The organism is Sinorhizobium fredii (assembly GCF_002944405.1).
GTDB lineage: Bacteria > Pseudomonadota > Alphaproteobacteria > Rhizobiales > Rhizobiaceae > Sinorhizobium > Sinorhizobium fredii_C.
This window is the reverse complement of record NZ_CP024307.1, coordinates 3,826,319-3,839,622: the sequence shown is the minus strand read 5'-3', so window position 1 is coordinate 3,839,622 and position 13,304 is coordinate 3,826,319. Positions and strand designations below refer to the sequence as shown.

Genomic DNA, 13,304 nt, shown 5'->3' with positions numbered 1-13,304 from the left:
GATAAACAGCAAAGCGACCGAAAAGTCAAGTTACGGGAGAACCTTGCGCGAAGAGGAAGAGCGGCGTCAAGTTCCTTCGCTCACCGTCGGGCGAGCGCCTCGAAGGCGGCGTCGATCCGTGCCATGACTCTGAGCGCCACGACTACCTCGGTCTGATTGATATCGCCGAGGACCGCATGCAGCATTTCGAGTTCGCGCCGATGGACGGCGTTGAAGAGATCCCTGCCGGCCGGGCTCGGCGCGCAGAAATAGGCCCGCCGGTGTTCCGGATTGGGCCTTTTCTCGATCAACCTTTTGCCGATCAGGCCGGCGGCGACGCGCTGCACGAACTGCCGCTTCATCGACAGCCGCCTGGCTGCCTCCGGCACGGTCAGCGGCTCCTCGCAGAGGAGTTCCAGCACGGAGCGCTCGGCAACACTGATTCCCGCACCCTCGAGCATGTTCTCGACTGTTCTGCTGACGTTGAGATGCACGGGCCGGACAAGCTTGATCGCCTTGTAGAGCCGTTCCAGTCTGTCGAATCGGGCAAGCATGATGGTATGGTAGCAATCGAGTTGCCATTCACAAGAAATTATTAACGGATTTGGCGTTCACACTGTGATCGAGCACCGGAGCGCCTATCTTTTCGGCATCGATGTAATCGACAGCTTGGGACGGCAATGGGCACAGGCGGCAACCGCTACTACAGGGGACCCGTTTCGGATCATTTCGACGGCATTCGTTTCTACAATCCCGGCGGAATGGCGCCGCGCGGCTTCGCCGACCTGTTGCGCTGGCAGCTGCGCGGCAAGCGCGTGCGCTGGCCGAAACACTACGACAGCCCCTTCATCGAAGTCCGGCCTGAGCTCAATGTGGATGGCGACCGGCTGCGGGTGACGATGATCGGGCACGCGACGCTCCTGATCCAGGTGGCCGGCCTGAACATACTGACCGATCCGGTCTGGTCCCATCGTGCCAGCCCCTTCGCCTTTGCCGGGCCGCATCGCCATAACGCACCGGGCATTCGCATGGACGACCTGCCGCCGATCGACGTCGTGCTGGTCACCCACAATCACTACGACCATCTCGATGTAGAAACACTCGGCACGCTGCATGCCGAGCACGCGCCGCTGATCGCAACGCCGCTCGGCAACGACACGATCATCCGCCGCGCCGTTCCGGATGCGGAGCTCGCGGTTCTCGATTGGGGCGAGCGGATCGAGATCGACGACGGCGTCGTCGTCCATGCGGAACCCTGCCATCATTGGTCGGCCCGCGGCATGCGCGACAGGCGGATGGCGCTCTGGTCCGCCTTCGTCATCGAGACTCCGGTTGGCAAGATCTACCATGTCGGTGATACCGGCTTCCACGGCGGCATCAACTATCGCGCCGCCCGCGACAAGCACGGCTCCTTCCGCCTTGCCAACCTTCCCTTCGGCTGCTACGAGCCGCGCTGGTTCATGGAAAGCCACCACCAGAATCCGGAAGAAGCGGTCATGGGCATGATCGCCTGCGGCGCAGAGCACGTGGCGGGTCACCATTGGGGCACGTTCCGTTTGACGGATGAGGGCATCGAAGAGCCGTTGAGGGCCCTGGAGGCCGCGCTCGCCAGGGCCGGCGTCGAGCCACGCCGCTTCCGGCCGCTGCGGCCCGGCGAAGTCTTCGACGTTCCCGCCTCGACGGGATAATGCAGCACTGGTAATTTCAGGGCCTTTCCGCCATATACAGCCCGAATGAAGGGCGCCCGGGGTCGGGAGCCGAGTTTGGACAATCGCGACATGGCCGATCACGTGCAATTTGCCAGGATGAACGGGCTTGGAAACAAGATCCTGGTCGTCGACATGCGCGGCCGCAAGGATCGCGTGGCGCCTGCGGCGGCGATCGCGCTCAATGCCGATCCGGAGACAGAATTCGACCAAATCATGGCGATCCACGATCCGAGGGCCGCCGGCACGGACGCCTGGATCGACATCGTCAATTCCGACGGCTCGATGGCGCAGGCCTGCGGCAACGGCACCCGCTGCGTCGTCCAGGCGCTCTCCGCCGAGACAGGCAAGAAGGCGTTCCTGTTCCATACGGTCGCCGGCCTGCTCGAGGCCAAGGAGCATGACGGCGGCTTGATCTCGGTCGATATGGGAGCCCCGCGCTTCGGCTGGAGCGAGATCCCGCTCGCCGAGGAATTCCACGATACACGGCGGATCGAGCTGCAGATCGGGCCGATCGACGATCCGGTGCTGCATTCGCCGTCGGTCGCCTCGATGGGCAATCCGCATGCGATCTTCTGGGTGGAGAACGACGTCTGGAGCTACGAGCTCGAGCGCTTCGGGCCGCTGCTCGAAAATCACCCGATCTTTCCCGAACGCGCCAATATATCGATCGCCCGTGTCCGTTCACGTGAGGAGATGGACCTCAGGACGTGGGAGCGGGGCGCGGGGCTGACGCTCGCCTGCGGTTCCGCCGCCTGCGCCGCCGCGGTCAGCGGCGCCAGAACCGGCCGCACGGATCGGACCGTGACGGTGAACGTTCCGGGCGGGCCGCTTAAGATCGAATGGCGCGAGCGCGACGACCACGTGATCATGACGGGGCCGGCCGAATGGGAATGGTCGGGCAGGCTCGATCCCGCCACCGGTGCTTTTGAGCGTGATGCGGCGAGCGGCGCAAACGGAGCGCGAGCGCTTTGAGCGGCGTCGAGGTCATAACCTTTGGCTGCCGCCTCAACACTTATGAATCGGAAGTGATGCGGGCGGAGGCCGAGAAGGCGGGGCTGAACAACGCCATCCTCGTCAATACCTGCGCGGTCACGGCCGAGGCCGTGCGCCAGGCGCGCCAGGCGATCCGCCGCGCCCGGCGCGACAATCCGCATGCCCGCATCGTCGTCACCGGCTGCGCCGCCCAGACCGAGAAGGAAACCTTCGCCGAGATGGCCGAGGTCGATGCGGTTCTCGGCAACGAGGAGAAGCTCAAAAGCGCCTCCTATCGGGCGCTGCCGGATTTCGGCGTTTCGGCCGAGGAAAAGCTGCGCGTCAACGACATCATGAGCGTGCGCTCCACGGCGCCGCAGATGGTCAAGCACATCGACGGCCACGTGCGCGCCTTCATCCAGGTGCAGAACGGCTGCGATCACCGCTGCACCTTCTGCATCATCCCCTATGGCCGCGGCAATTCCCGCTCCGTGCCGATGGGCGCGGTCGTTGAACAGGCGCGCCGGCTCGTCGAAGGCGGCTATTGCGAGATCGTCTTGACCGGTGTCGACGCGACGAGCTACGGCGCCGATCTGCCCGGAACGCCGACGCTTGGGCTGCTCGCCAGGACGCTTTTGAAGCAGGTGCCGGAAATTCTCCGCCTCAGGCTCTCGTCGATCGACAGCATCGAGGCGGACAGGCATCTCCTCGACCTCATCGCGGACGAGCCGCGCTTCATGCCGCATCTGCATCTGTCGCTGCAGCATGGCGACGATCTGATCCTGAAGCGCATGAAGCGACGCCATTCGAGCGCCGATGCCCGCGCCTTCTGCGCCGAGGTTCGGCGTTTGCGGCCCGAGATCAGCTTCGGCGCCGACATGATCGCCGGTTTTCCGACAGAGACCGAAGAGATGTTTGAGAACGCCGCGCGGCTTGCCGAGGAGTGCCGCATCGCCCATCTCCACGTTTTCCCCTATAGCCCCCGTCCGGGCACCCCGGCGGCCCGCATGCCGCAGCTCGACCGGGCGCTCGTCAAAGAACGGGCCGCGCGGCTGCGCGTCAAAGGAGCAGAGCTCTACGCGGCCCATCTCGACCGCATGATCGGCAGCGACCAGACGATCCTCGTCGAGATGAACGGGCTGGCGCATACGGAGAATTTTACCCTCGTCGATGCGGCCGGCCTCGAGCCGCGCTCGCTCGCTACGGTCGCAATCACCGGCCACAACGGCAAGCATCTGACGATGCACAGAGAACAGATGGCTGCGGCCTGATATCCGGACATTCCCATGGCGATTGGTTTCATCAAGAAGATCTTCTCCTTCGGCAAGGATACCGTCGAAGAGAAACCGCTGCCGCCGCAGGAGGCGCCGGTAGCGCCGGTTGCCGATGAGGCCGCTGGCACGCCCTCTGTCCCTGCGGCGAGCGCCGAGGATGATCGGACTGCCATCGAGGAGGCGAAGTCTGGTGCGGACGAGATTGCGCCATCTCCCGAACGTGCCCCCGAGGTTGAGACCGGTCATGAAGAGGCAAGGTCCGAGAAAGACGTCGTCATCGAAGGCGAGAGCGTGCCCCATCCAATCTCCCCCCTTGTGAGGGAGATGCCCGAGGGGGGAGAAGCACCTTCCGAAGACGCTCCGTTTGCCGGTGAAGCCGCGATACCCCCCTCTGTCCCTTCGGGACATCTCCCCCTCAAGGGGGGAGATCAGGGGGAGATCGAGGCAGCCGCCGACAACAGCCGAACCGTCGTCGAGGAGGCAGAGGCCGGTCGTGCAGGCGAAATTGCGCCGACAGCCGAGCCCGCCCCGGATGAGGTTGGTACCCGTAGCGAAGAAGTTGACGAAAGCGTTGCGATAGACGGCGAGGGCGCGCCCCATCCAATCTCCCCCCTTGTTGGGGAGATGCCCGGCAGGGCAGAGGGGGGTGCCCCTTCCGCAGACCAGGCCGCGCTTCGCGACGAAGCCGCCCCGAGCCTCCCCAAGGGCTTTGCCGCCGCCGACAAACGCCCCCAGGAAGCAGTGCCCGCCGCCCAGCCGAAGCTTTCCTGGTATCAGCGGCTGCGCCGCGGCCTCGCCCGCACGTCGTCGCAGCTCACCGGCCAGATCGCCAGCCTCTTCACAAAGCGCAAGCTCGACGAGGCGACGCTGCAGGAATTGGAAGATCTGTTGATCCAGGCGGACCTCGGCGTCGAGACGGCGATGCGGATCACCGACGCACTCTCCTCGGAGCGCTACGGCAAGGACGTGACCGGCGAGGACGTCTCGCGCATCATGGCCGGCGAGATCACCAAGGTGCTCGCCCCGGTCGCCAAGCCGCTAGAACTCGATCTCAGCCACAAGCCGCATGTGATCCTCGTCGTCGGCGTCAACGGCACCGGCAAGACGACGACGATCGGCAAGCTTGCCGCAAAACTTTCCGGCGCCGGGCTGAAGGTGATGCTCGCAGCCGGCGACACCTTCCGCGCCGCGGCGATCGAGCAGCTGAAGATCTGGGCGGAGCGGACGAAGTCCGACATTGTCGCCTCCAAGCTCGGCGCCGACGCCGCGGGCCTTGCCTATGAGGCCTACCAGCTCGCCCGCGAGAAGAAATCGGACGTGCTGATCATCGACACGGCCGGGCGGCTGCAGAACAAGGCCGAGCTGATGGCCGAGCTCGAAAAGATCGTCCGCGTCCTCGGCAAGCTCGATCCGGATGCGCCGCACACGGTGCTGCAGACGCTCGATGCGACGACCGGGCAGAATGCACTGCAGCAGGTGGAGATCTTCCGCAATGTCGCGGGCGTCAGCGGGCTGATCATGACCAAGCTCGACGGCACGGCGCGCGGCGGCATCCTGGTGGCGATCTCCGCCAAGCACAAGCTGCCGGTCTATTTCATCGGCGTCGGCGAGGGTGTCGACGATCTCGAACCCTTCGAGGCGAAGGATTTTGCCGAGGCGATCGCCGGCGTCGCCGCCGGCTGATCAAGAAACGCGAAGCTTGCGGTGGCAACGCCGGTTGATATGGTTTTGCCGCAATGCTGGTGTTATGAGCGGCCAGAGAGCGGGACGAGGAAAAGTGTGAAGCGGTTTTCCGCCCGCGTCCCGTTCCAGCAAGTGGTATGACAGAACAGGATCCGCACATGTCGACAATCGAGGCAGAGAAGCCCCGGACGGAGGTAAGCCCGCTCCTGAAGCTCGTACTGGAGCTCGGGCCGCTGATGGTGTTCTTCTTCGCCAATTCGCGCGGCGACTGGCTGGCTGGGCGCTTTCCGGTGCTCGCCGAACTCGGCGGTCCGATCTTCATCGCCACCGGCCTTTTCATGGCGGCGACGGCCGCGGCGCTCGCCGTCTCCTGGATCATGACGCGAACCCTGCCGATGATGCCGCTCGTCTCCGGCATCGTCGTCTTCGTCTTCGGGGCGCTGACGCTGTGGCTGCAGAACGATACCTTCATCAAGATGAAGCCGACCATCGTCAACACGCTGTTCGGCGCGATCCTGCTCGGTGGGCTCCTGTTCGGCAAGTCGCTACTCGGCTATGTATTCCATGCCGCCTTCAAGCTGGATGAGGACGGCTGGCGGAAGCTGACGATCCGCTGGGGCGTGTTCTTCCTGTTCCTCGCGGTGTTGAACGAGATCGTCTGGCGCTCCTTCTCGACCGATTTCTGGGTCGCCTTCAAGGTCTGGGGGACGATGCCGATCACCATTCTCTTCACCCTTGCCCAGATGCCGCTGATCATGAAGCACTCGCTGGAACAGGAGAGGGCCGAGTGACGATCGCCGCCGGTACGGACGACAACAGGCAACGCAGCACCTGGATTTGGCTGATCGCCTGCCTCGGCGTCGTCGTCATCCAGATCCTGATGCAGCATCTGATGGGGCGGCTGTGGATCTGCGAATGCGGCTATGTGAAACTCTGGGAGGGCGTCGTCAATTCCAGCGGCAACTCGCAGCACATTTCCGACTGGTACACGCCGTCGCACATCATCCACGGCTTCCTGTTCTACGGCCTCGGCTTTCTGCTGCTGCGCGGAAAACCGCTGAGCGCCCGCCTGCTGCTCGCGACCGTCATCGAGTCGGCTTGGGAGATCGCCGAGAACACGCCGATGGTGATCAACCGCTACCGCTCGGCGACGATCTCGCTCGACTATTTCGGCGACAGCATCCTTAATTCCACTATGGACACGCTCGCCATGGCCGCAGGCTTCCTCATTGCCTCGCGGTTGCCGGTGGCGGTAACGGTCACGATCGCGATCATCCTCGAACTCTTTACCGGCTGGCTGATCCGCGACAACCTGACGCTCAACGTGCTGATGCTTGTCTGGCCGCTTGATGCGGTGAAGGCGTGGCAGGCGGGGCTGTAGACCCGTTAGGTCTTCCGGCCGGGTTTGCCCCTCAACCCGCTGCCGCGACCTTCTCCCCGCAGGCGGGGAGAAGGGACTTCGCGGAAACGCCGAGCGCCCTCTTCAACGCAAGGCGTTGAAACTGGGAAGCCGCGTTTCCGTTACCTTCCCACAGGCGGTTCGATGAGGATGAGTGGGCGCCACGAGTCCCTTCGCCCCGCGCGCGGGGAGAAGGTGGCCGGCAGGCCGGATGAGGGGGCAACGCTAGCTAAAATGCCACCTACGATCCGGCAAGCGCCTTCTCGATCGCCGGCATCAATCCTTCCTTCAAAGTCCGCTCGTCGAACGGCCCGGCGCGCTTGTAGAGGATCGTGCCGTCGGCGGCGACGAGGAAGGATTCCGGGATGCCGTAGACGCCCCAGTCGATCGCCGCCTTGCCGTTCGGATCGATGCCGACCGCCGAGAAGGGGTTGCCGAGTTCGCCGAGGAACCGCAGCGCGTTGTCGTTGCGGTCCTTGTAGTTGATGCCGACGACGGTCAACCGGGGGTCCTTCGAAAGTTCGAGGATGACCGGATGTTCCTGGCGGCAGGGCACGCACCAAGAGGCCCAGACGTTGACGAGCGTCAGTCTGCCCTTGACGGCCGTATCGGTGAGCGCCGGCATCGGCTGGCCTGAGGGCGTCACGGCGCCTTGGAGCGGCGGCAGATCGAGCTTCGGCGCCTTGGTGCCGATGAGCGCCGAGGGAATTTCGCTGATGTCGCGGCCGGAATTCAACTGGCTCCAGAAGATCAGCGCCAGCGCCGCGAAGATCAGAAGCGGAAGCGCCGCCAGCAAATAGCGCAAGGGGCCGGGCCTGCGCTCGTCCGGCTGCGGCGCCTGCGTGCTCGTCATCGAGCTTCTCCGGCTGGAGCTTCCGCCGAACGGCGGCGGATGCCGGCGGCCTCGAGTGCCCTCAATTCTCGTTGCCGGGCACGGCCGTCGCCGACAACCCAGACGACGAGGCCCGCAACGACCGCGAAGGCGGCGGCATAGCTGGCAAAGACATAGGCTGCATGGCTCATCATGGCACCAAGTTCTCCCGGCCGGCATTGCGGGCCGCCTGGCGCCGGAGCGACGTCACCCGGCGGCGCCAGATCTCGTTGCGCATTGCGGCGATGTGCAGCGTGAAGAACAGGAGCGTGAAGCCGACCGCCATGATTATGAGCGGCCACAGGAATTCCGGATCGATGGTGGGGCCGTCGAGGCGCATGACGCTTGCCGGCTGATGCAGCGTGTTCCACCATTCGACGGAGAATTTTATGATCGGGATATTGACGAAACCGACGAGCACCAGCACGGCCGAGACGCGGGCCGAACGGGCCGGATCGTCCATGGCCCGGTTCAGCGCCATCAGTCCGAGATACATAAGGAAGAGCAGGAAGACCGAGGTCAGCCGTGCATCCCAAACCCACCAGGTGCCCCACATCGGCTTGCCCCAGAGCGAGCCGGTGACGAGCGCCAGGAAGGTGAAGCAGGCGCCGATCGGTGCGGCCGCCTTGGCCGAGACATCCGCCAGCGGATGGCGCCAGACGAGCGTGCCGAGTGCGGATATCGCCATCAGCGTGTAGCACATCATCGACAGCCAGGCGGAAGGCACGTGCACATACATGATGCGCACCGTCTCGCCCTGCTGGTAATCGCCCTCGGTGGTGAAGGAGAGCCAGAGCCCGGCGGCGAAGGCGAGCACCGTAAGTGCGGCAAACCATGGCAGTACGCGATCGGCGAGCGCCAGGAACCGGGTCGGGTTGGCGAGATCGCTGAATTTGCGGATGGCCAGGCTGTTATCGCTCATGACGGCTGTTTAACGCGGAAGCACCTTCTCCGCAATTGACCCTGGTCAATCACGATTGCGTCAGTCGGCCGAATGCCGCAGCGCCGCGGCCGCCGCAACCGGTCCGATGACCGCGAAGAACAGGGTTATCGCCATCAATATCATGAAAGGCGGCAGGAAGGGGGCGGGATCTTCGACCGCGGCATAGACGGCGCTCACCCCGAAGATCAGCACGGGAATGGCGAGCGGCAGCACGAGGATCGAGACGAGCAGCCCGCCGCGCGGCAGGGCGACAGCGACGGCCGCGCCGACCGCCCCGATGAAGGTGATCGCCGGCGTCCCTGCAAGGAGAGTAAGCATTGTCGCGCCGATGGCGAACTCGTCCATGTTCATGAACAGGGCGAGAAAGGGCGAGGCGACGACCAGCGGGAGTCCGGTGGCGGCCCAATGGGCGGCGCATTTGACGAAAACCGTGAGGATGAGCGGCGTCTCGTGCATCAGCATGAGATCGAGCGAGCCGTCTTCGCGCTCCGCCTGGAAAAGCCGGTCCAGGCCGAGAAGCGAGGCGAGCAGCGCGCCAATCCAGAGGATCGCCGGGCCGATGCGGGAAAGCAGATTGAGATCCGGCCCGACGCCGAAGGGGATCACCGACACGACGGTCATGAAGAAGAGCACGCCGATCATCGCGCCGCCGCCGGCGCGCACCGAAAGCTTCAGGTCCCGGAAGAAAAGAGACATCAATGCGAAAACCCCGTCATCTGCAAGGTCTTCGACTGCCCGATCCCCAGCGCCTGGTGGGTGGCGGCGATGACGATGCCGCCACGCTCGAGATGGCTCGTGACCAGCCCGGCAAAGAGCCTGTCTGCGCCGGCATCGAGTGCGGCGGTCGGTTCGTCGAGAATCCAGATCGGTCGATAGGCGACGAGCAGCTTCGCCATCGCCATCCGCCGCTGCTGCCCGGCGGAAAGATAGCCGAAGGGCAGATGGGTAATGTCGGCGAGGCCGACGGCGGCTGCCGCCGCGGCAAGATCGAGGCCGGAGCCGCCCGGCGAATTGCCGAGAAAACGCTGCCAGAAGGAAAGATTTTCCTCGACCGTCAATTCCCGCTTCATCGCATTGCGGTGGCCGAGATAGTGGCTGAGCTCGTGCGGATGCTCGAAACCGGCAGGTCCGTCCTTGAGCGATATTCTCCCCGTTTCGGCACGAAGAAGACCCGCAAGAACGCGCAGCAGGGTCGACTTTCCAGAGCCGTTCGGCCCCGTCACCACGAGCGCCTCCGCGGCTGCAAGCGAAAAGGAAATATAGTTGAAAATCAAGTCTTCGCCTCGCCTCGCACTCAAACCCTCAACCAGCAGGCGCATCGATCTTAAGCTTTCCTTGACGCTCTTTTTTGCAGAGCAAAAAAAGTTCCGATTGGACCTTGGTTGGTCTGGCACGAATTGGAGAAATTATCTATAAGGCGGCCAACACGCCAGCGGTCGGCGTGAATTTCATCCAAGCGCCGAACATGGAATGACATTCCACGTACGGACAGCGGAAATGGCCGCACCCGCATCCCATTTCGCGCTTCACAGGCGCTCGGGCGTTCGTACGTCAGCTTTTGGCGATCAGACGGAACGGGGTATTTCCAGTGTCCAAATCCCTAGACAGCTTTAATTGTCGCTCCACGCTCACGGTCAACGGCGTGGATTATGTCTATTACAGCCTGCCGAAAGCGGAAGCGAACGGCCTCGCCGGTGTCTCCAAGCTTCCCTATTCGATGAAGGTGCTGCTGGAAAACCTGCTGCGCAACGAGGACGACCGCTCGGTCACCAAGAAGGACATTGAAAACGTCGCCGCATGGCTCAGCGACAAGGGCACTGCGGAAAACGAAATCGCCTACCGTCCGGCGCGCGTGCTGATGCAGGACTTCACCGGCGTCCCGGCCGTCGTCGACCTCGCGGCGATGCGCGACGCCATGGTGTCTCTCGGCGGCGACCCGGAGAAGATCAACCCGCTCGTTCCCGTCGACCTCGTCATCGACCACTCGGTCATCGTCGATGAATTCGGCACGCCGCAGGCCTTTGCCAAGAACGTCGAACTCGAATATCAGCGCAACGGCGAGCGCTACCGCTTCCTGAAATGGGGCCAGCAGGCGTTCAAGAACTTCCGCGTCGTGCCGCCCGGCACCGGCATCTGTCACCAGGTCAATCTGGAATATCTCGGCCAGACGGTCTGGACCCGCGAAGAGAACGGCGAAATCACCGCCTATCCGGATACCTGCGTCGGCACCGACAGCCACACCACGATGATCAACGGCCTCGGCGTGCTCGGCTGGGGCGTCGGCGGCATCGAAGCGGAAGCAGCGATGCTCGGTCAGCCGGTCTCGATGCTGCTGCCGGAAGTCATCGGCTTCAAACTCACCGGCAAGCTCAAGGAAGGCGTGACGGCAACCGACCTGGTGCTGACCGTCGTGCAGATGCTGCGCAAGAAGGGCGTCGTCTCGAAATTCGTCGAATTCTTCGGCCCGGGCCTCGACAACATGACGCTCGCCGACCGCGCCACCATCGGCAACATGGGTCCGGAATACGGCGCCACCTGCGGCTTCTTCCCGGTCGACGCCGAAACGATCAACTACCTGACGATGTCCGGTCGTGAAGAACAGCGCATCGCGCTGGTCGAAGCCTATTCCAAGGCTCAAGGGATGTGGCGCGAGGGCGACGGTTCGGACCTCGTCTTCACCGACACGCTGGAACTCGACCTCGGCGACGTCGTGCCGTCGATGGCCGGCCCGAAGCGCCCCGAGGGCCGCATCGCGCTTGAAAACATCGCCTCCGGCTTTGCCGTCGCGCTCGAAAACGACTACAAGAAGCCCGGTCAGCTTTCGAACCGCTATGCCGTCGAAGGCACGGATTTCGACATAGGCCATGGCGACGTCGCGATCGCGGCAATCACCTCCTGCACCAACACCTCGAACCCGTCGGTGCTGATCGCCGCAGGCCTGCTTGCCCGCAACGCGGTCGCCAAGGGCCTGAAGACCAAGCCTTGGGTGAAGACATCGCTGGCGCCCGGATCGCAGGTTGTCGGCGAATATCTGGCGAAGTCCGGCCTGCAGAAGGACCTCGATGCGCTGGGCTTCAATCTCGTCGGCTTCGGCTGCACCACCTGCATCGGCAACTCCGGCCCGCTGCCGGCGCCGATCTCGAAGACGATCAACGACAAGGGCCTGATTGCCGCCGGCGTTCTTTCCGGCAACCGCAACTTTGAAGGCCGCATCTCGCCGGACGTCCAGGCAAACTACCTCGCCTCGCCGCCGCTTGTGGTCGCCTACGCACTCGCCGGCACGGTCCAGAAGGACCTCACCAAGGAGCCGATCGGCGAAGACAAGGACGGCAAGCCGGTCTACCTGAAGGATATCTGGCCGACCTCGCAGGAAATCCAGGAGTTCATCTTCAAATACGTGACCCGCGAACTTTACGCGACCAAATACGCGGACGTCTTCAAGGGCGACGAAAACTGGCAGGCCGTCCAGGTTCCGGCCGGGCAGACCTATGCCTGGGACGAGGCCTCGACCTATGTGCAGAACCCGCCCTATTTCGTGGGCATGGGCAAGAGGGGCGCCGGTATTTCCGACATCAAGGGCGCCCGCGTCCTCGGCCTCTTCGGCGACAAGATCACCACCGACCACATTTCCCCGGCCGGTTCGATCAAGGCCGCCTCACCGGCAGGCTCCTACCTGCTCGGCCATGGCGTGACCGTTGCCGACTTCAACCAGTACGGCACGCGCCGCGGCAACCATGAAGTGATGATGCGCGGCACCTTCGCCAATATCCGTATCCGCAACCACATGCTCGGCCCGAACGGCAAAGAAGGTGGCTACACCATCCACTATCCGTCCAAGGAAGAGATGTCGATCTACGATGCGGCCATGCAGTACAAGGAAGAGGGCGTTCCGCTCGTCATCTTCGCCGGCGTCGAATACGGCAACGGCTCCTCGCGCGACTGGGCGGCCAAGGGCACCAACCTTCTCGGCGTCAAGGCCGTGATCGCCCAGTCCTTCGAACGCATCCACCGCTCGAATCTCGTCGGCATGGGCGTCATCCCCTTCGTCTTCGAAGAGGGCACGACCTGGGATTCGCTGGGCCTGAAGGGCGATGAGGTCGTCACGATCGACAACCTCGCCAATGTCCAGCCGCGCGAAAGGCGCGTCGCCAAGATCTCCTATGGCGACGGTTCGGTGAAGGAAGTGCCGCTCATCTGCCGTATCGACACGCTGGACGAGGTCACCTACGTCAATAATGGCGGCATCCTGCAGACGGTTCTGCGCGATCTCGCGGCCTGAACCGGCCGTCCGCATTCTGCTTCAACGATCTGGCCGGGGCATCAGCCGATGCCCCGGCTCTTTTTTTGCGCTAACTGCCGCCGCTTATGTCCGTCGACGTTTTCCCCAGCCTGCCCGCAGGTCACTCCAACGTGACTTTCTGTTGAAACCGGCCCGTCGTATGTAATGTACTCCCCTGATGGAAGCGCCCGCCCG

13 protein-coding genes are annotated in these 13,304 nt (G+C 63.8%); 7 read left to right on the top strand and 6 right to left on the bottom strand.

Annotated features, from left to right (window positions below):
- Positions 1 to 80: 80 nt before the first annotated feature.
- Positions 81 to 533 carry a MarR family winged helix-turn-helix transcriptional regulator gene (locus tag NXT3_RS18870; protein ID WP_097526096.1) on the bottom strand — a complete coding sequence of 151 codons (453 nt, stop codon included), beginning with the start codon at positions 531 to 533 and terminating at the stop codon, positions 81 to 83.
- Positions 534 to 659: 126 nt separating this feature from the next.
- Between NXT3_RS18870 and NXT3_RS18865 the strand changes: the two genes are divergently transcribed.
- The 6 genes from NXT3_RS18865 to NXT3_RS18840 all read left to right on the top strand — a co-directional run bounded on the left by NXT3_RS18865 (position 660) and on the right by NXT3_RS18840 (position 6,998).
- Positions 660 to 1,667: an MBL fold metallo-hydrolase gene (locus NXT3_RS18865; protein WP_037418090.1), complete on the top strand. Its 1,008-nt coding sequence runs from the start codon at positions 660 to 662 to the stop codon at positions 1,665 to 1,667.
- 90 nt (positions 1,668 to 1,757) lie between these two features.
- Positions 1,758 to 2,660: a diaminopimelate epimerase gene (gene dapF / locus NXT3_RS18860; RefSeq protein WP_199773358.1), complete on the top strand. Its 903-nt coding sequence runs from the start codon at positions 1,758 to 1,760 to the stop codon at positions 2,658 to 2,660.
- Positions 2,657 to 3,931: a tRNA (N(6)-L-threonylcarbamoyladenosine(37)-C(2))-methylthiotransferase MtaB gene (mtaB, locus tag NXT3_RS18855; RefSeq protein ID WP_097526099.1), complete on the top strand. Its 1,275-nt coding sequence runs from the start codon at positions 2,657 to 2,659 to the stop codon at positions 3,929 to 3,931. The genes dapF and mtaB overlap by 4 nt, the downstream gene beginning before the upstream one ends.
- A gap of 15 nt (positions 3,932 to 3,946) precedes the next feature.
- Positions 3,947 to 5,617: a signal recognition particle-docking protein FtsY gene (gene ftsY, locus NXT3_RS18850; protein ID WP_104839853.1), complete on the top strand. Its 1,671-nt coding sequence runs from the start codon at positions 3,947 to 3,949 to the stop codon at positions 5,615 to 5,617.
- Between the two features lie 158 nt (positions 5,618 to 5,775).
- Positions 5,776 to 6,408, top strand: a complete 633-nt coding sequence (locus tag NXT3_RS18845) for a septation protein A (RefSeq protein WP_037418204.1) — start codon at positions 5,776 to 5,778, stop codon at positions 6,406 to 6,408.
- Positions 6,405 to 6,998 (top strand): DUF2585 domain-containing protein, encoded by a 594-nt coding sequence (locus NXT3_RS18840; protein WP_083853992.1) that lies wholly within the window; start codon positions 6,405 to 6,407, stop codon positions 6,996 to 6,998. The genes NXT3_RS18845 and NXT3_RS18840 overlap by 4 nt, the downstream gene beginning before the upstream one ends.
- Before the next feature lie 259 nt (positions 6,999 to 7,257).
- Here NXT3_RS18840 and NXT3_RS18835 read toward each other — a convergent pair whose 3' ends face one another.
- The 5 genes from NXT3_RS18835 to ccmA are packed head-to-tail and all read right to left on the bottom strand — an operon-like array spanning position 7,258 to position 10,149.
- Positions 7,258 to 7,869, bottom strand: coding sequence for a DsbE family thiol:disulfide interchange protein (locus NXT3_RS18835; protein WP_037418080.1), 612 nt, complete (start codon positions 7,867 to 7,869; stop codon positions 7,258 to 7,260).
- On the bottom strand, positions 7,866 to 8,042 hold the full coding sequence (gene ccmD, locus NXT3_RS18830) for a heme exporter protein CcmD (RefSeq protein ID WP_083853990.1): 177 nt from the start codon (positions 8,040 to 8,042) through the stop codon (positions 7,866 to 7,868). Before ccmD ends, NXT3_RS18835 begins: the two co-directional genes overlap by 4 nt.
- Positions 8,039 to 8,809: a heme ABC transporter permease gene (locus NXT3_RS18825; RefSeq protein ID WP_104839852.1), complete on the bottom strand. Its 771-nt coding sequence runs from the start codon at positions 8,807 to 8,809 to the stop codon at positions 8,039 to 8,041. Before NXT3_RS18825 ends, ccmD begins: the two co-directional genes overlap by 4 nt.
- Before the next feature lie 60 nt (positions 8,810 to 8,869).
- Complete coding sequence (gene ccmB / locus NXT3_RS18820) at positions 8,870 to 9,529, bottom strand: heme exporter protein CcmB (RefSeq protein WP_037418075.1); 660 nt, start codon at positions 9,527 to 9,529, stop codon at positions 8,870 to 8,872.
- Positions 9,526 to 10,149: a heme ABC exporter ATP-binding protein CcmA gene (ccmA, locus tag NXT3_RS18815; protein WP_104839851.1), complete on the bottom strand. Its 624-nt coding sequence runs from the start codon at positions 10,147 to 10,149 to the stop codon at positions 9,526 to 9,528. Before ccmA ends, ccmB begins: the two co-directional genes overlap by 4 nt.
- A 269-nt stretch (positions 10,150 to 10,418) precedes the next feature.
- Between ccmA and acnA the strand changes: the two genes are divergently transcribed.
- Positions 10,419 to 13,109, top strand: coding sequence for an aconitate hydratase AcnA (acnA, locus tag NXT3_RS18810; RefSeq protein ID WP_037418069.1), 2,691 nt, complete (start codon positions 10,419 to 10,421; stop codon positions 13,107 to 13,109).
- Positions 13,110 to 13,304: the final 195 nt, after the last annotated feature.